Raw genomic sequence first — 16122 nt, forward strand, 5'->3', positions numbered from 1 at the left:
CGGCCTCAGGACCTACGTCCTGGGGCCGTCCGGCGTTTTCGGACCATCCGGTCCGAGCCGCGTGGAGGTGCCGCTGGGCCCCCTGGATTCCTAGCGTAAGAACGTGGGCCCTCGAGGGTCATACGGAGGGAACCATCGGGGGGAAGTTCATCATGGGGAAGCGCAGCGTCATGGGTCTGCTGCTGACGTGCATGGCAGCGCTGGCGCTGACCGTGCCGCAGGCACAGGCCGCCGGTCACAAGAGCCCGGCACTCGACCGACCGACGCACCACGGTGCGTCCGTCGTCTTCACCGGCCGCGCCACGCCGCGGTCGAAGGTGCGGCTGCAGGTCCGCGCCAAGGCCGGCTGGAAGTCGCTGGCCGCCCGCAAGGCCGACAGCCGCGGGGCGTTCAAGATCGCGGTCTCCGCGCCGCGCCGGCTGACCAGCTACCGGGTCATCTCGCAGGGCCAGGCGAGCGTCGCCAAGCGGGTAGCCCCGCCGGCCGCCGCAGCCGCCGCTCCGGCGCCTTCGGCGACCGCCAAGCCGGCGCCGACCGACGCCTGCGGGACGCTCGTCGCCCGCGCCGGCGGCGGCACCTACTCCTGCACCTTCGTCGACAACTTCGACGGCAGCGCCCTCAACCGGGACAGCTGGCACGTCATGGACGGTACGACGTCCGGGGCCGCCTGCATGGTCGACAGCCCGCGGACGGTGGCCGTGAGTGGGGGCGCCCTCCACCTGACGGCGCTTCCGGCGACGGACGCGACGACCTGCCCGCTGCGCACCGACGGCACCCGGGCGTCGTACATGACCGGCTCGGTCAACACCTTCTGGAAGTGGAGCCAGCAGTACGGCCGCTTCGAGGTGCGGATGAAGTCGCAGGCGGTCGCCGGGCCGGGCGCCCAGGAGGCCTTCTGGCTGTGGCCCGACACCCGCTACGCCTCGGACGCGACCTGGCCGGCCTCCGGGGAGATCGACGTGGTCGAGAACTACTCGGCGTACCCGACGCTCGCGATCCCGTTCCTGCACTACACCGCCAACGACAACGGCGGGCCGGTCCCGGGCCTCAACACGGCGTGGAACTGCCTCGCGCCCCGCGGCCAGTGGCACACCTACCTGCTCGACTGGAGCGCCGACCGGCTGTCCATCTCGGTCGACGGCAAGACCTGCCTGACCAACACCAAGGGCGCGGCCAGCTTCCGGAAGCGGTTCATCATGAGCTTCTCCCAGCTGCTCAGCAGCACCGGCGCCAACACCTACCTGGGCACGCCGATCCTGCCGGTCACGCTCGACGTCGACTACGTGAAGGTCTGGCGGTAGTCCTCCCGGTAGCCTCGTCGGCGTGCTGCTCGCGTTCGACACCGCCTCCCCGACCGTCACCGTCGCCCTTCATGACGGCAGTGACGTCGTCGCGGAGGCGACGGCCGCGAGCACGATGCGCCACGGCGAGCAGCTCGCGCCGCTCATCGCGCAGGTGCTGGCCGAGGCCGGCCGCACGCCCGCCGAGCTGACCGGCATCGCGGTCGGCGTCGGCCCCGGGCCGTTCACCGGCCTGCGCGTCGGGCTGGTGACGGCGCGGACCATGGCGCACGTGCTCGGCGTCCCGGTCCACGGCGTGTGCTCGCTCGACCCGCTCGCGCTCGAGGCGGTCGAGACCGGCACCGTTTCGGGGACCTTCGTGGTCGCGACCGACGCGCGGCGCAAGGAGGTCTACCTCGCGTCGTACGACGACCGCGGCACCCGGCTGGCCGAGCCGGTCGTCGACCGCCCCGCCGTCCTCGCCACCGAGGCTCCGGCGGTGGGGGAGGGTGCCGCGCTCTACCCGGACTTCTTCCCCGACCGCGACGAGCCGCTGCGCCCGAGCGCCGGCTGGCTGGCCCGCGGCGTGGTGGCCGGGCGGTTCGCCGTCCTCGACCCGGAGCCGCTGTACCTGCGCCGTCCCGACGCCGAGATCCCGAAGGCGCCGAAGGCGGTCCTCAGCGACGAGACGCCGCGGCCATGACCGTGCAGGTCGGCCCGGCGGTGGCCGACGACGTCGCCGAGATCGCCGAGCTCGAGCTCGATGCCTTCCCGCTCGACCCCTGGTCGCCGACCCTGCTCGCCGAAGCGGTGAGCGACCGGCTGCCGACCGTCGGCGTGCTCGTCGCCCGCCGCGACGACGGAGCCTTCGCCGGCTACGCGGTGATCAGCGTGGTCGAGCCGGACGCCGAGCTGCAGCGGATCGCGGTGCCGCCCGCGCTGCGCCGGACCGGAGTCGCGAGGGCGATCCTCGCCGCCACCCACGCCCACGCCGGCGCGCGGGGCGCGAGCCGGCTGCTGCTGGAGGTCCGCGAGGACAACCTCGCCGCGCAGCTGTTCTACGAGCACAGCGGCTTCGCGGAGCTCGGACGGCGTCCGCGCTACTACCGGGACGGGACCACCGCGCTCGTGCTGAGCGCACCCGTCACAATGGGCGCATGATCCGCGACGAACCCCTGGTCCTCGGCATCGAGACCTCGTGCGACGAGACGGGTGTCGGCATCGTCCGCGGCCACACGCTGCTCGCCGATGCGGTCGCGAGCAGCGTCGAGCAGCACGCCCGCTTCGGCGGCGTCGTGCCGGAGGTCGCGAGCCGGGCGCACCTGGAGGCGATGGTCCCGACCATCCAGCGCGCCTGCGACACGGCGGGCATCGCGCTCACCGACGTCGACGCGATCGCGGTCACCCACGGCCCCGGCCTCGCCGGCGCGCTGCTCGTCGGCGTCGCCTCGGCGAAGGCGCTCGCGCTGTCGCTCGGCAAGCCGATCTACGGTGTCAACCACCTCGCCGCGCACGTCGCGGTCGACCAGCTCGAGCACGGGCCGCTGCCCGAGCCGTCGCTGGCGCTGCTCGTGTCCGGCGGCCACTCCAGCCTGCTCAAGGTCACCGACATCACCGGCACCGACCACGGCGTCGACCCGCTCGGCGCGACCATCGACGACGCGGCCGGCGAGGCCTTCGACAAGGTCGCCCGGCTGCTCGGCCTGCCCTTCCCCGGCGGGCCGCACATCGACCGGGTCGCCCGCGAGGGCAGCACCGTCGCCATCGACTTCCCGCGCGGACTGACCAGCCGCCGCGACCTCGAGCGGCACCGCTTCGACTTCTCCTTCTCCGGCCTCAAGACCGCCGTCGCCCGCTGGGTCGAGGCGCGCGAGCGCTCCGGCGAGCCGGTGCCGGTCGCCGACGTCGCCGCGTCCTTCCAGGAGGCCGTCTGCGACGTGCTCGTGCGCAAGGCGCTCGACGCGGCCCAGGCCGAGGGCATCGAGGACCTGATGATCGGCGGCGGTGTCGCGGCCAACTCCCGGCTGCGCGCCCTCGCCGAGGAGCGCGCCGGCAAGCTCGGGATCCGGGTTCGCGTGCCGCGGCCGGGCCTGTGCACCGACAACGGCGCGATGGTCGCCGCGCTCGGCTCGACCATGGTGGCGCGCGGGCGGACGCCGTCCTCGCTGGACCTGCCGGCCGACTCGAGCCTGCCGGTGACCGACGTCCTCGCGGGCTAGCGTCGTGCGTCCCGGAGCGGGGCGCTCCTGACTCTGCGTGGGTCGCCCACGCGGGTGCATCCTCGCGGGGTCGGTCTCTTCGTCTCACCCGGCATTCGTGTCCTGGATCCCGCCGATTCGGGACCGAACTGCCGGGTGAGACGCACACCCCGCCCCTAGAAGGGCTCGACGAGCAGCGCCGTGCCCTCGCCTGCGACGCGGGTGAGCACGATCGTGGCCTCGGCGTCGCCCTGGAGGGCCAGGCGCTTGCGCAACGCCTCCGGTACGACGTCGACCCCGCGCTTCTTGATCGTCAGCCGCCCGACGCCGCGCTCGCGCAGCGCCGCCTTGAGCTGCTTCTCGCGGTAGGGGAGCTCCTCGAGCACCCGGTAGCCGCGCGCGAAGGGTGTCCGGAAGGCCGCGTCGGCGCTCACGTAGGCGATCTTCGGGTCGACCAGGCCGCCGCCGACGCCGGCCGCGACCGCGGTGACCAGGCCCGCGCGGATCACGGCGCCGTCGGGCTCGTAGAGGTAGGCGCCGACCGGGCGGACGCCGACCGCGTCGGCGCCCGGGTCCTCCTCGTCGGTGAGGGTGGCGAGGCCGCCGGCGCCGATGACGGTCGCGCGGCGCGCGGTGGACGCCGTACGGCCGGACCAGAGCGCGGCCTCCTTGACCTCGCCCTCGTCGCTGACCCACTCGGCCTCGACGCCGTCGGGGATCAGCTCGTGGGGGATGCCGGGGGCGACCTTCACGCACGCGTCACGGGCGAGCAGGGTCTCGACCCAGGTCCACGGCGGCGTCCAGTCGGCGGCCTTGAAGCTGCGCCCGGCGCCGGTACGACGGGCCGGGTCGGCGAACGCGAGGTCGAACGCGGTGTGGTCGACCTCCGTGGCGTCGGCGACCTGGACCGCGCCGGCCAGCCCCAGCGCGGCAAGGTTGGCCTCGGCGACCGCGACCCGCACCGGGTCGAGGTCGACGCCCGCGCAGACGATGCCCGCGCGGGCCGTCGCGATCAGGTCGCCGCCGATGCCGCAGCCGAGGTCGATGAGCGTCCGGGTCCCGAACGCCGCCGCCCGACCCGCCCGGTGCTGGGCGACCCGCTGCCGGGTGGCCTGCTCGAGCGCGTCGGGCGTGAAGTACATCAGCGCCGCCTGCTCGCCGAACTTCGCGACCGCGCGCTCGCGCAGCTCGACCTGCGAGAGCGCCGTCGCCGCCCGCTCCGGTGACGTCGTACGACGCAGCGCGGAGCCGGCGGCGAGCGCAGTGGTGCCGGCGGCGACCAGGGCGGTGGCCTCGGCGAGCAGCGACTGCCCGTCGTCGGTGAGCAGCCAGCGGAAGTCGTCGAGGTCCACCCCCTGATCCTGTCAGGAGGTGGCGGCGAGCTCCTTCTCCGGCTCCTCGTCGCCGTGGTCGCCGTGCTTCGCCTCGTCGCCGTGACCGGGCCACCAGGCGGCGTGCCCGATCAGCGCGGTGAGCGCCGGGGTGAAGAACATCGCCATCACGAAGGCCGCGATCACGATGCCGAGGGAGATCGCGAAGCCCATCGAGACCAGTAGCGAGTTGCCGGCGAGCATGAGCGAGGCGAACGTCCCGGCCAGGATCAGGCCGGCCGCGGCGACGGTCGGGCCGCCGTGCTTGAGCGTCTCGGCCGCCGCCTGCCGCGGCGAGAGTCCCTCGCGCGCCTCCTCGCGGAGCCGGGCGATCATCAAGATGTTGTAGTCGGTGCCGAGGGCCACGACGAACAGGTAGATGTACATCGGGAGGATGAAGATCAGCCCCGAGTCGCCCATGATGTGCTGGAACACCACGACCGTCGCGCCGAGGGTCGCGCCGAAGCCCAGGCCGACCGAGATCATCAGGTAGACCGGTGCCACCGCGCTGCGCAGCAGCAGTGCGAGGATCACGATGATGACCAGCGCCGCGACCGGGAAGACCACCGAGTAGTCGCGGTTCATCGCCTTCTGGAAGTCGACGAAGACCGAGGTGTTGCCGCCCACGAGAGCCTCGGTGCCGGGCGGCGCGGACTGGTGGGCCACCGGCCGGACCTGGTCGAGCACCGTCGCGATCGCCGCGCTCGAGATCGGGTCGTCGTCGAGGGAGACGAACGCCAGCCACGCCGACTTGTCCTGGCTCTGCGGGCCGAGCGTCGCCGAGCCGACGCCCTTGGCGGCGCCCAGTGCGGACACCAGGCCGTCGGCCGCCGACTTGTCGACGGGCGCGCCGTCCTTGGAGCGCAGGACGACGAGCGTCGGGTCGGTCGCGCCGGCCGAGACGTACGTGGTCAGCTTGGCGCTGGCCACGCTCGACTCCGCGCTCTTCGGGATCGAGGAGCTGCCGAAGTCGAAGGACGGCGTGAAGCTGAGCGCGAAGATCGCCAAGATGGCGAGCGCGCCGCCCGAGGCGACGGCGAACCGGCCCGGGTGGGCGCCGAGGCTGCGGCCGAGCGCGGCGAAGCGGGCCGCCTTCGGCTCCTGGAGGTACTTCTTCGAGGGCCAGAAGAGCGCCTTGCCGAGCAGGGTGGCGAGTGCCGGGACGAGGGTCAGTGACGCCAGGAGGGTCACCGCCACGGCGATGGCCAGGGCCGGGCCGATCGCCTTGAAGACGCCGAGCGAGGACAGGATCAGCGCCATGAAGGAGACGATGACCGCGCCACCGGCCGAGGCGATGGCCTCGCCGGCACGCTCCAGGGCGTGGGCGACGGCGCCGCGGGTGTCCTCGCCCTCGCGCAGCCGCTCGCGGTAGCGGAACAGGAAGAACAGGATGTAGTCGGTGCCGACGCCGTAGAGGACGACGACGAGGATCTGCTCGATCGAGGAGTCGGCCTTGAGGTTGAAGGCCTCGTTGGCGGCGCCGATGAGGCCGGTCGCCACCGCGGAGACCAGACCGACGACGACCACCGGCATCAGGCAGATCAGCACACTGCGGAAGATGATCGCCAGCAGCGCGACGATCAGCACGATGGTGGCGACGCCGACGATGAGCAGGGCGTTGCCGGAGGCCTCCTGCGAGTCGAGGTTCTGCGCGACCGAGCCGGTCACGCCGTACCGGAGATCGGTGCCGCTGAGCGCCTTGGCGAGGTCCTTGCGCAGCGCCTTGGCGTCGTCCATGGCGCTGGTCTCGTAGCCGGCGACGCCGTCGGCGAGGTTGATCTCGCTGACGATGATCTTGGCGCTCGCCCCTGTGGTGTCGGACTTGTCGGCCGGCACCGGCACCGCGAGCAGCGGACCCTGCGGCGTCTGCGTCTCCTTGATGTCGGCGAAGGTCTTGCCGAGCTCGCCCTTGACGGTCGTCATCGCCTTGTTGGCGGCGGCGATGTCGTCGGGGGTGACGGTGGCGCCGTCCTTGCGGTCGAGGACGACGACCGCGCCGGTGTTGGTGTTGAGGTCGGGGTAGGCGTCGCTGAGCGCCTCGATCGCCTTGATCGACTCGTAGTGGCGGGGCAGGAACTCCGACTGGTCGGCGGTCGGCTCCAGCTTGGGGGAGAGGGCGACGACGAGGGCGGCGAACACCAGCCAGGCGCCGACGACGTACCAGGGTTGACGGGACACGAAACGGCCGAGGACACCGAACATGGTGCCAACGCTGCCGCTCTCCGGTGGTCGTGGTCAACCGACTTTGGTAGGGACTCGCCAGAGTCGTCACCCGGGTGGCCGACCATGTCGCCGATCGGGTCGCTCTGGCACTCCCTTGCGGAGAGTGCTAGTTTCGTCTTGGCACTCTCGCTTCGAGTGTGCCAACGCAGGTCGAGGAGCCGCACGCACCCCGTGTCGGATCCCCGGCCGGCCCAACAGTCAGCAGCACACGTCAGCTCAGAAAGTGGAGGTCGACATCGTGTCGGTCAACATCAAGCCGCTCGAGGACCGGATCGTCGTCAAGCCTCTCGAGGCGGAGCAGACCACCGCCTCTGGTCTGGTCATCCCCGACACGGCCAAGGAGAAGCCGCAGGAGGGCGAGGTCCTCGCGATCGGCCCCGGCCGCATCGACGACAACGGCAACCGCGTCCCGCTCGACGTCGCCGTGGGTGACAAGGTCATCTACAGCAAGTACGGCGGCACCGAGGTCAAGTACGCCGGCCAGGAGTACCTCATCCTCTCGGCCCGCGACGTCCTCGCGGTCCTCGCCTGATCTGAGTCTCGATCCGCCCGGGACGTCCGCATCCGTGCGTGACGTCCTGGGCGTTCGGCTTTCTGCCTAAGGAGCACACATGCCCAAGATCCTGGAGTTCGACGAGAACGCCCGCCGCGCGCTCGAGCGCGGCGTCGACGCTCTCGCCAACACCGTCAAGGTCACCCTCGGCCCCAAGGGCCGCTATGTCGTCCTCGACAAGAAGTGGGGTGCCCCGACCATCACCAACGACGGTGTGACCGTCGCGCGTGAGGTCGAGCTGGACGACCCGTTCGAGAACCTCGGTGCCCAGCTCACCAAGGAGGTCGCGACCAAGACCAACGACGTCGCCGGTGACGGTACGACGACCGCGACCGTCCTCGCCCAGGCGCTGGTCCACGAGGGCCTGCGCGCCGTCGCCGCCGGCGTCAACCCGATGGGCCTCAAGCGCGGCATGGATGCCGCCGCCGCTGCCGTTGGTGACGCCCTGCGCGACGCCGCCCGCGACGTCGACGACGCCCAGGACATCGCGTCCGTGGCGACCGTCTCCTCGCGCGACAGCCACATCGGCGAGCTGCTCGCCGAGGCCTTCGGCAAGGTCGGCAAGGACGGCGTGATCACCGTCGAGGAGTCGAACACTCCGTCGACCGAGCTCGAGTTCACCGAGGGCATGCAGTTCGACAAGGGCTACATCTCGGCCTACTTCGTCACCGACGCGGAGCGCCAGGAAGCCGTCCTCGACGACCCCTACATCCTCATCCACCAGGGCAAGATCTCGGCGATCGCCGAGCTGCTGCCGCTGCTGGAGAAGGTCATCCAGGCCGGCAAGCCGCTCTTCATCCTCTCCGAGGACGTCGAGGGCGAGGCGCTGTCGACGCTGGTCGTCAACAAGATCCGCGGCACCTTCAACGCGGTCGCCGTCAAGGCGCCCGCGTTCGGCGACCGTCGCAAGGCGATGCTGCAGGACATCGCGGTCCTCACCGGCGGCCAGGTCATCTCGCCCGAGGTCGGCCTCAAGCTCGACCAGGTCGGTCTCGACGTGCTGGGCCAGGCCCGCCGCGTCGTGGTCACCAAGGACAGCACCACGATCATCGACGGCGCCGGTGACGCCGCCGAGGTCGCCGGTCGCGTCGAGCAGATCAAGAAGGAGATCGAGGCCTCCGACTCCGACTGGGACACCGAGAAGCTCCAGGAGCGGCTCGCGAAGCTCTCCGGCGGCGTCGTGGTGATCAAGGTCGGCGCGCACACCGAGGTCGAGCTCAAGGAGAAGAAGCACCGCATCGAGGACGCCGTCTCCGCGACGCGCGCCGCGATCGAGGAGGGCATCGTCCCCGGCGGTGGCTCCGCGATCATCCACGCCGTGTCCGTGCTCGAAGGTGACCTCGGCCTGACCGGCGACGAGGCCATCGGCGTTCGGATCGTCCGCAAGGCCGCTGACGAGCCCCTGCGCTGGATCGCCGAGAACGGCGGCGAGAACGGCTACGTCATCGTCAACAAGGTGCGCGAGCTCGGTGTCGGAAACGGCTACAACGCCGCCACCGGCGAGTACGGCGACCTTGTCGCCCAGGGAGTCATCGACCCGGTGAAGGTCACCCGCTCCGCGCTGGCCAACGCCGTCTCCGTCGCGGGCATGCTGCTCACGACCGAGGTCCTGGTCGTCGACAAGCCCGAGGACGAGGAGCCCGCCGCGGCCGGTCACGGCCACGGTCACGGGCACGGCCACTGAGCCTGCCGGCTCACCAGCTCCACCCGCCGGCCCGGCGTCCTCCTCGCAGGACGCCGGGCCGGCGGCGTTGTACGGGACTCCCGAGCGCCCTGCTCAGTGGTTCGACCGCCTCTTGAGGAGTCGACGCAGCTGCAGGATGCGCACCGTGACGAGGCACAGCGTCATCAGGACCGCGGCGAACACCGCGATCAGGACGACGAGTCCGAGTGAGGTGCGGCCGGTCATCCAGAGGAACGAGATGTCAACCCTCGCGGTGTTCTGGAGCATGAGCACCGCCAGCGCCATGGTGATGACGACGGCCGACACGAGGCCCATCCATGCGGAGCCCGCGCGGCTGCGGGGGACCGGCCGATCCGCCGCGATGGTGTCCGGCGCACGCACCACCGCGAAGACGGGAGCGTTGGAGTCGCGGTGCGTGGGCTTGGCGTGGCTCGTCATCGCGCGCGCGTCTTCATCGGGACGGGCGGCGGCACGTCCGATTCGGCCGAAGGCGCCGCGGCGGCCGACTCGCGGCCGAGGAAGGCTCCGAGCTCGCCGATCGTGCTCATCAGCGGCGCCGGGAAGACGACGGTGGTGTTCTTGTCGACGCCGATCTCGACCAGGCTCTGCAGGTTGCGCAGCTGGAGCGCGATCGGGTGGGCCATCATGATGTCCGAGGCCGTGCCGAGAGCGGTCGCCGCCAAGGACTCGCCCTCGGCGTTGATGATCTTGGCTCGCTTCTCCCGCTCGGCCTCGGCCTGCTTGGCCATCGCGCGCTTCATGCTGTCGGGAAGCTGGATGTCCTTGAGCTCGACCAAGGTGACCTCGACACCCCACGCCACCGTGGTCACGTCAAGGATCTCGCGGATCCCGAGGTTGATTCGATCGGTCTCCGAGAGCGTCTCATCGAGGGTGTGCTGGCCGACGACCTTCCGCAGTGTGGTCTGCGCAATCTGGTCGATCGCGGCCCGGACGTTCTCCACGGAGACAACCGCCTTGACGGGGTCGACGACCCGGAAGTAGGCGACGGCGGACACGTCGACGCTCACGTTGTCGCGCGTGATGATGCCCTGGGACTGGATGGGCATGGTGACGATCCGCATCGACACCCGGTACATCACGTCGACGAACGGGATGATGAAGCGGAGCCCGGGTTCGCGCGTGCCCTGGTAGCGGCCGAGTCGCAGCAGCACGCCGCGCTCGTACTGCTTGACGACGCGGACCGAGAGGACCGCCGCCACGAACGTGAACGCGATCAGGAGCGCGCCGACCCACAGCGCGACACCGATCATGACGCGCCGCCGTCGTCGGCCCAGTGGCCGCCCGGATCGCCGGAGTCGTCCAAGCGAAGACGCTCCACCAGCTGGGCACCGGTACGGCGATTCGTCGTACTGGTCGCGGTGGTGCTCAGGGTGTGAGCCGTATTCGTCGCCGTCTCGGGCGGGATGACGAGGACCGTGAGCTGGCTCCGGTCGGACAGCTTCAAGATGACGACGTGCGTGTCGTCGCGCGGGAACGACCCTGTCTTCAAGAATCCGCGGGCGATGGGGACCCGGCGAGGCGCGGTGGCCCAGTCCGGTCGTGAGAACAGCACCCGACTGACCCGACCGGCGGCAGGTGGGAAGTGGTCGACCAGTGCTGCCAGCTCGACATCGAGGTCGTGCGAATAGGGCCACCATGCGCCGTCGAGGACACCGTGACCGGGGACGGCCGCGAGTTCGAGACGCAGTGGGGGCGAGAGAGTGAGATCCTTCGACGTCGTCATGACGTCCGCCTTCCGACAGGTTCTCGGAAGAGTCCTCGTGGAGGTTCCCGAACCCGTTTCCTCCACACTACGTCGACCGGCAAGACCGGGACGAAACATTGGTGATCGCGCGTCGACACATCCGTCCGGCATAGTGAGCCCATGCTGTGGAGAGTCCGCGCCGGCCTGCCCGACCGACCGGGCGCGCTCGCCCAGCTCGCCGCCGCGTGCGGCGCGGCGGGCGTCAACATCCAGACCGTCCAGGTCTTCCCGGGTGCTGGGAAGGTCACCGACGAGTTCGTGCTGCAGGTCCCGGAGGAGTGGGACGCCGACCGGCTGCACGAGCTGATCAGCTCGGCCGGCGGTGAGCCGGTCTCGGCCGAGGTCGTGACCGGGGCGGCGCTCGAGGACCAGCCGACCCGCTACGTGTCCGCCGTCCGCGCGATCATCGCCCGGCCCTCGACCTTCCCCGAGACCGCGGCCCACCTCTTCGACGCCGACGTGGCGCCGTCCGGTGAGCACGAGGACGTCCTGGAGATGACGGTCGGCGGCTCCGCCACCATCCAGATCCGCCGCGACACCCCGTTCACGCCGACCGAGCGCTCGCGCGCCGCGGCGCTGGCCGAGCTCGTCGGCCAGGTGCTCGCGCTGCAGGCCCCGCCCGCGCCGGCCCAGCCGGGCGCCGGCGACCCCGACTACGTCACCGCCGGCACCGTCGTCTCGGCGCTCTCCGGCGGCCACGTCGCCGGCCGCGCCGAGGTCACCGCGCTCGCCGACCTCGCCGAGCCGTGGCCGGTCGACTTGTGGGTCGACCCGTCCTGGCAGCGTCGTGGCGTCGGCACCCGCCTGCTCGCCGACATCGCGCGGGTGGCCCGCGCGGAGGGCGCCGAGGAGATCGTGCTGACCGCGCCGTCCGACACCCAGGCGGTGCTGCCGATGGTGCTCGCCGCGGGCATGCGCGGCCGGATCCGGATGGCGGGGGAGTCGCTCACCGTGCGGATCGCGCTCAACGACCTGCGCCGTCCCCGCCAGGTGTGACGCCCCGCCGCGCCGCCCGTCCCGGGTAGCACCTCACCGCGGTCGGCCGCCACCGGGGTCGACGCCGTCCGCCACGCTTGTGAAGCCGTTCACAAAGGCGTGAACGGCGTCCGGACGGCGCGTAGCGTCAGTGCTGTGCTGAGCGTCGACGTCCTCACCCGCGCCGTCACCGAGGCCGCCTCCCAGGTGGCCGCCGCGACCCCCACCGAGCCCGCCGGGCTGCTACCGGCCCGCGAGCAGATGGCGCTCTCGCTGGGGTGGCACATCATCCTGGCCTGCTTCGGCGTCGCCTTCCCGGCGATCATCTTCGTGATGCACCTGCGCGGCATCCGCCGCGACGACAAGGTCGCGCTCGGGCTCGCCCAGCGCTGGGCGAAGGTCTCGGCCGTGCTCTTCGCGATCGGCGCGGTGTCCGGCACCGTGCTCAGCTTCGAGATGGGCCTGCTCTGGCCCGGCCTGATGGGCAAGTACGGCGACGTCCTCGGCCTGCCGTTCGCGTTCGAGGGCCTGGCCTTCTTCCTCGAGGCGATCTTCCTCGGCATCTACCTCTACGGCTGGGGCCGGATGCCGGCGAAGCGACACGTGATGATGATCTTCCCGATGGCCGTCACCGGCGTCGTCGGCGCCTACTGCGTGCTCGCGGTCAACGCCTGGATGAACGTCCCCACCGGCTTCACGCTCGTCGACGGCGAGGTCACCGACGTCCATCCCTGGAAGGTGCTGTTCAACCAGCACGCCTTCCTGCAGTTCGCCCACATGTGGGTCGGCGCCTACATGCTGACCGGCTTCACCATCGCCGGCGTCTACGCCGTCGGCATGCTGCGCGGCCGGCGCGACGCCCACCACCGGCTGGGCTTCCTCGTGCCGTTCGTGTTCGCGTCGATCGCCGCGGTCACCCAGCCCTTCGTCGGGCACATCCTCGGCTTCGGCCTCGACGAGCGGCAGCCCAGCAAGCTCGCCGCCTTCGAGCTCGCCGAGACGAGCGAGAGCCCGTCGCCGCTGCGGCTGGGCGGCATCCTCGTCGACGGCGAGGTCAAGGGCTCGATCGACATCCCCTACCTGGGCTCGCTGATCGCCATGAACTCCTTCGACAAGCCGGTGCCGAGCCTCGACCAGATCCCGGCCGAGGACCAGCCGCCGGTCAACATGGCCCACCTCGCCTTCCAGACCATGGTCGGCATCGGCACCCTGCTCGCGGCCGGTGTCGTCTGGTTCTGGTTCCAGCGACGGCGGGGGAGGGACCTGCTGCAGAAGCGCTGGTTCCTGCGCGCCGCGGCCGCGGCCGGTCCGCTCGCCGTGATCGCGCTCGAGGCCGGCTGGATCGCCACCGAGGTCGGCCGCCAGCCGTGGATCGTCTACGGCATCATGCGCACGCCCGACGCGGTCGGCGACTACACCGCCAGCCTCTGGTGGCTGCTCGGCGCCTCGACCGTCGTCTACACCGGCATGACCGTCGGCGCGGTCGTCGTCCTGCGCTCGATGGCGCGGCGCTGGCGGGCCGGCGACGTCGACCTCCCCAGCCCGTACGCGCCGGAGGTGCCCCGATGAGCCTCGAGCTCGCGGTCGCCGCCGCGCTCTTCGTCGGCGTCATCGCGTACGCCGTCCTCGGCGGCGCCGACTTCGGCTCCGGCTTCTTCGACCTCACCGCCGGCAGCAGCAAGCGCGGCGCCGAGCTGCGGACCCTCGTCGACCACAGCATCGGCCCGGTATGGGAGGCCAACCACGTCTGGCTGATCTACGTCCTCGTCATCTGGTGGACGGCGTTCCCGGCGGCCTTCGCGGCCGCGATGTCGACGCTGGTGTTCCCGCTGCTGTTCGCGCTGCTGGGCATCGTGCTGCGCGGCGCCAGCTTCGCCTTCCGCAAGTACGCCGCGACGCTCGCCCAGGCCCGTCTGTTCGGGATCGTCTTCGCGACCTCGTCGATCCTCACGCCCTTCTTCCTCGGCACGGTCGCCGGCGCGATCGCATCCGGCCGGGTGCCGCTCGACGGCTCCGGCGACCTGTGGACCTCGTGGCTCAACCCGACCTCGCTCTTCGGCGGCGTGATCGCGGTCGGCACCTGCGCCTTCCTCGCCGGCACCTTCCTCGTCGCCGACGCCGAGCGCAGCGGCCAGCACCGGCTCGCCGCCGAGCTGCGGATCCGCGCTCTCGCGGTCGGCGCCGCCACCGGCGCCATCGTCTTCGCCGCGCTGGTCCCGCTCGACCACGACGCCCCGACCCTCGCGACCGGGCTCGAGGGCCGGGCCGCCCCGCTCGTCGTCCTCGCCGGGCTGGCCGGGCTCGCGACGATGGTGCTGCTGTGGCGCCGGAAGTACGCCGTCGCGCGGATCGCCGCCGTCCTCGCGGTCGCGTCGGTGGTGTCGGGCTGGGGCGTCGGGCAGTATCCGTGGCTGCTCGTCGACGAGATCACCATCTCCGACGCGGCGGGCGCGACGGCGACCCTGCAGGGGCTGCTGGTCGCGGTCGGGCTGGCCGTGGTGGTCGTCGTACCGCCGCTGGCCTACCTGTTCAAGCTCACCCAGTCGGAGGAGTGGTCACACCCCGACCACTAGCGTGAGCTCACCTGAGCGAGCGGTCGGGCGCGTGGTTGCCCAGGCGCCAGCCGCCGAGGGCGAGCTCCTGCGCGGCCTCCGGGCCCCACGAGCCGGCGGGGTAGGGCTGGACGGGCGGGCGCCGGTCGAGGACCGGCTGGCAGATCTCCCAGAGCCGGTCGACCTCGTCGGAGCTGATGAACAGCGTCCGGTCGCCGCGCATCACGTCGAGCAGCAGCCGCTCGTAGGCCTCGAGCGGGTCGGAGCCCGGGAGGTCGCCCACCAGGTCGAGCCGGAAGACGCCCTCGACGAGCGCCATGTCGGGACCGGGCCGCTTCGCCCGCACGTCGATCGCGATCCGCGGATCGTCGGCGAGCTCGATGACCAGCTCGTTGGGCTCCGGCTGGCCGCCGTGCTCCGGCTTGAGCCAGCGGTGCCGCGGGTCGCGGAAGCGGACCGTGATCGTCCGGCGGCCGTCGGCCATGGCCTTGCCGGTGCGGAGGTAGAAGGGGACGTCGCGCCAGCGATCGTTGTCGATCCAGACCTCGATCGCCACGAACGTCTCGACGTCGGAGTCGTCGGCGACGTCGGGCTCGTCGCGATAGCCGTCGTACTGGCCGAAGACCACGCGCTCCGGGTCGAGCGGCCGCACCGCCGAGAACACCGCGCCCTTGGCCGCGCGGATCGCGGACTCACGGAAGGCGTGCGGGTCCTCGAGCGCCACGAACCCGAGCAGCTGGCACAGGTGCGTCGTCACCATGTCGCGCAGGCAGCCGGTGCCCTCGTAGAAGCTGCCGCGGCCCTCGACCGTCAGCTTCTCCGGGACGTCGATCTGGACCGACTCGATGGTGTGCCGGTTCCAGGCCGGCTCGAACAGCCCGTTGGCGAAGCGCAGCGCCAGGATGTTCTGGACCGCCTCCTTGCCGAGGAAGTGGTCGATCCGGAAGATCTGGTGCTCCTCGAACGCCTCGTTGAGCACCCGGTGCAGCTCGCGCGCGCTCGCGAGGTCGGTGCCGAACGGCTTCTCCGCCACCAGGCGGGCCCGGTCGTCGAGGTCCTCGCGCTCGAGCATGCCGACCATGCCCTGGACGGCGCTCGGCGGGACCGAGAGGTACAGCAGGCGTCGTACGTCGGACAGCAGGCAGTGCGCGTCGGCGAGCAGCCGGTCCTCGGCGTCCTCGACCGCCTTGCGCAGGTCGGAGCCGTCGTCCTCGGCCGAGGTCACGAAGCAGATCCGCTCGAGCAGCGGCTCGGCCACGGACTCGTCGATGTCGCCGACGAACTCGTGGAGTGCGTCGCGCACGTGCTGGCGGAACTCCTCGTCGCTGCCGGGGGAGTGCCGGCCGGTGCCGATGACGGCGTAGTGCTGCGGCAGCCGGTCGTCGACCGCCAGCCGGTAGAGCCCCGGGAAGAGCTTGCGTGCGGCGAGGTCGCCGGTCGCGCCGAACAGGACGAGCACGTGCGGGGACAGGTCCGAGGTCACGGTCACGGCTCCCAGCCTTGCACGGTCGACGGCTTCGTT

15 protein-coding genes are annotated in these 16122 nt (G+C 71.6%); 9 read left to right on the forward strand and 6 right to left on the reverse strand.

The window, feature by feature from the left end:
• The first annotated feature begins 152 nt into the window (after positions 1-152).
• From AB4880_RS18135 to tsaD, 4 genes are read left to right on the forward strand one after another with little or no spacing between them, the layout of a single operon-like run.
• Positions 153-1301 (forward strand): glycoside hydrolase family 16 protein, encoded by a 1149-nt coding sequence (locus AB4880_RS18135; RefSeq protein WP_367920633.1) that lies wholly within the window; start codon positions 153-155, stop codon positions 1299-1301.
• A 22-nt stretch (positions 1302-1323) separates the two neighbouring features.
• On the forward strand, positions 1324-1983 hold the full coding sequence (tsaB, locus tag AB4880_RS18140) for a tRNA (adenosine(37)-N6)-threonylcarbamoyltransferase complex dimerization subunit type 1 TsaB (protein WP_367920634.1): 660 nt from the start codon (positions 1324-1326) through the stop codon (positions 1981-1983).
• On the forward strand, positions 1980-2441 hold the full coding sequence (gene rimI / locus AB4880_RS18145; RefSeq protein ID WP_367920635.1) for a ribosomal protein S18-alanine N-acetyltransferase: 462 nt from the start codon (positions 1980-1982) through the stop codon (positions 2439-2441). Before tsaB ends, rimI begins: the two co-directional genes overlap by 4 nt.
• Positions 2438-3499: a tRNA (adenosine(37)-N6)-threonylcarbamoyltransferase complex transferase subunit TsaD gene (gene tsaD / locus AB4880_RS18150; RefSeq protein WP_367920636.1), complete on the forward strand. Its 1062-nt coding sequence runs from the start codon at positions 2438-2440 to the stop codon at positions 3497-3499. The genes rimI and tsaD overlap by 4 nt, the downstream gene beginning before the upstream one ends.
• A 155-nt stretch (positions 3500-3654) precedes the next feature.
• On the opposite strand, the gene AB4880_RS18155 is transcribed toward tsaD, so the two are convergent.
• The gene (locus tag AB4880_RS18155; RefSeq protein WP_367920637.1) at positions 3655-4830 is read right to left on the reverse strand and encodes a class I SAM-dependent methyltransferase; all 1176 of its coding nucleotides are present in this window, start codon (positions 4828-4830) and stop codon (positions 3655-3657) included.
• 12 nt (positions 4831-4842) lie between these two features.
• On the reverse strand, positions 4843-7050 hold the full coding sequence (locus tag AB4880_RS18160) for an MMPL family transporter (RefSeq protein WP_367920638.1): 2208 nt from the start codon (positions 7048-7050) through the stop codon (positions 4843-4845).
• A 259-nt stretch (positions 7051-7309) separates the two neighbouring features.
• Here AB4880_RS18160 and groES point away from each other — a divergent pair, with 259 nt between their 5' ends.
• Together groES and groL are read left to right on the forward strand one after the other, a co-directional pair.
• Complete coding sequence (groES, locus tag AB4880_RS18165) at positions 7310-7603, forward strand: co-chaperone GroES (protein WP_028653828.1); 294 nt, start codon at positions 7310-7312, stop codon at positions 7601-7603.
• A 79-nt stretch (positions 7604-7682) separates the two neighbouring features.
• Positions 7683-9308 (forward strand): chaperonin GroEL, encoded by a 1626-nt coding sequence (gene groL / locus AB4880_RS18170; protein WP_367920639.1) that lies wholly within the window; start codon positions 7683-7685, stop codon positions 9306-9308.
• A 93-nt stretch (positions 9309-9401) separates the two neighbouring features.
• Here the strand turns inward: groL and AB4880_RS18175 are convergent, their stop codons facing one another.
• Genes AB4880_RS18175 through AB4880_RS18185 form a run of 3 tightly spaced genes read right to left on the reverse strand, consistent with a single transcriptional unit; the run spans position 9402 to position 11052 of the window.
• Positions 9402-9746 (reverse strand): lipopolysaccharide assembly protein LapA domain-containing protein, encoded by a 345-nt coding sequence (locus AB4880_RS18175; protein WP_367920640.1) that lies wholly within the window; start codon positions 9744-9746, stop codon positions 9402-9404.
• On the reverse strand, positions 9743-10579 hold the full coding sequence (locus tag AB4880_RS18180; RefSeq protein WP_367920641.1) for a slipin family protein: 837 nt from the start codon (positions 10577-10579) through the stop codon (positions 9743-9745). Before AB4880_RS18180 ends, AB4880_RS18175 begins: the two co-directional genes overlap by 4 nt.
• A complete protein-coding gene (locus AB4880_RS18185; RefSeq protein WP_367920642.1) occupies positions 10576-11052 on the reverse strand; it encodes a DUF5994 family protein in 477 nt (158 codons plus the stop codon). Before AB4880_RS18185 ends, AB4880_RS18180 begins: the two co-directional genes overlap by 4 nt.
• A 141-nt stretch (positions 11053-11193) precedes the next feature.
• Here AB4880_RS18185 and AB4880_RS18190 point away from each other — a divergent pair, with 141 nt between their 5' ends.
• The 3 genes from AB4880_RS18190 to AB4880_RS18200 all read left to right on the forward strand — a co-directional run bounded on the left by AB4880_RS18190 (position 11194) and on the right by AB4880_RS18200 (position 14621).
• Positions 11194-12069, forward strand: a complete 876-nt coding sequence (locus AB4880_RS18190; RefSeq protein WP_367920643.1) for a GNAT family N-acetyltransferase — start codon at positions 11194-11196, stop codon at positions 12067-12069.
• Positions 12070-12204: 135 nt separating this feature from the next.
• Complete coding sequence (locus tag AB4880_RS18195; RefSeq protein WP_367920644.1) at positions 12205-13617, forward strand: cytochrome ubiquinol oxidase subunit I; 1413 nt, start codon at positions 12205-12207, stop codon at positions 13615-13617.
• Entirely contained in the window at positions 13614-14621 is a 1008-nt protein-coding gene (locus AB4880_RS18200) for a cytochrome d ubiquinol oxidase subunit II (RefSeq protein ID WP_367920645.1), read from the forward strand. The genes AB4880_RS18195 and AB4880_RS18200 overlap by 4 nt, the downstream gene beginning before the upstream one ends.
• Positions 14622-14628: 7 nt before the next feature.
• Here AB4880_RS18200 and zwf read toward each other — a convergent pair whose 3' ends face one another.
• The gene (gene zwf, locus AB4880_RS18205; protein ID WP_367920646.1) at positions 14629-16089 is read right to left on the reverse strand and encodes a glucose-6-phosphate dehydrogenase; all 1461 of its coding nucleotides are present in this window, start codon (positions 16087-16089) and stop codon (positions 14629-14631) included.
• Between the last annotated feature and the right edge of the window lie 33 nt (positions 16090-16122).

This window comes from Nocardioides ginsengisoli, assembly GCF_039537225.1.
Classification (GTDB): Bacteria; Actinomycetota; Actinomycetes; order Propionibacteriales; family Nocardioidaceae; genus Nocardioides; species Nocardioides ginsengisoli.

Coding starts and splice junctions, on each gene's coding strand:
- AB4880_RS18135 (WP_367920633.1), top strand. CDS start 153: ATGGGGAAGCGCAGCGTCATGGGTCTGCTGCTGACGTGCATGGCAGCG.
- rimI (WP_367920635.1), top strand. CDS start 1,980: ATGACCGTGCAGGTCGGCCCGGCGGTGGCCGACGACGTCGCCGAGATC.
- tsaD (WP_367920636.1), top strand. CDS start 2,438: ATGATCCGCGACGAACCCCTGGTCCTCGGCATCGAGACCTCGTGCGAC.
- AB4880_RS18160 (WP_367920638.1), bottom strand. CDS start 7,050: ATGTTCGGTGTCCTCGGCCGTTTCGTGTCCCGTCAACCCTGGTACGTC.
- groL (WP_367920639.1), top strand. CDS start 7,683: ATGCCCAAGATCCTGGAGTTCGACGAGAACGCCCGCCGCGCGCTCGAG.
- AB4880_RS18175 (WP_367920640.1), bottom strand. CDS start 9,746: ATGACGAGCCACGCCAAGCCCACGCACCGCGACTCCAACGCTCCCGTC.
- AB4880_RS18180 (WP_367920641.1), bottom strand. CDS start 10,579: ATGATCGGTGTCGCGCTGTGGGTCGGCGCGCTCCTGATCGCGTTCACG.
- AB4880_RS18185 (WP_367920642.1), bottom strand. CDS start 11,052: ATGACGACGTCGAAGGATCTCACTCTCTCGCCCCCACTGCGTCTCGAA.
- AB4880_RS18190 (WP_367920643.1), top strand. CDS start 11,194: ATGCTGTGGAGAGTCCGCGCCGGCCTGCCCGACCGACCGGGCGCGCTC.
- AB4880_RS18200 (WP_367920645.1), top strand. CDS start 13,614: ATGAGCCTCGAGCTCGCGGTCGCCGCCGCGCTCTTCGTCGGCGTCATC.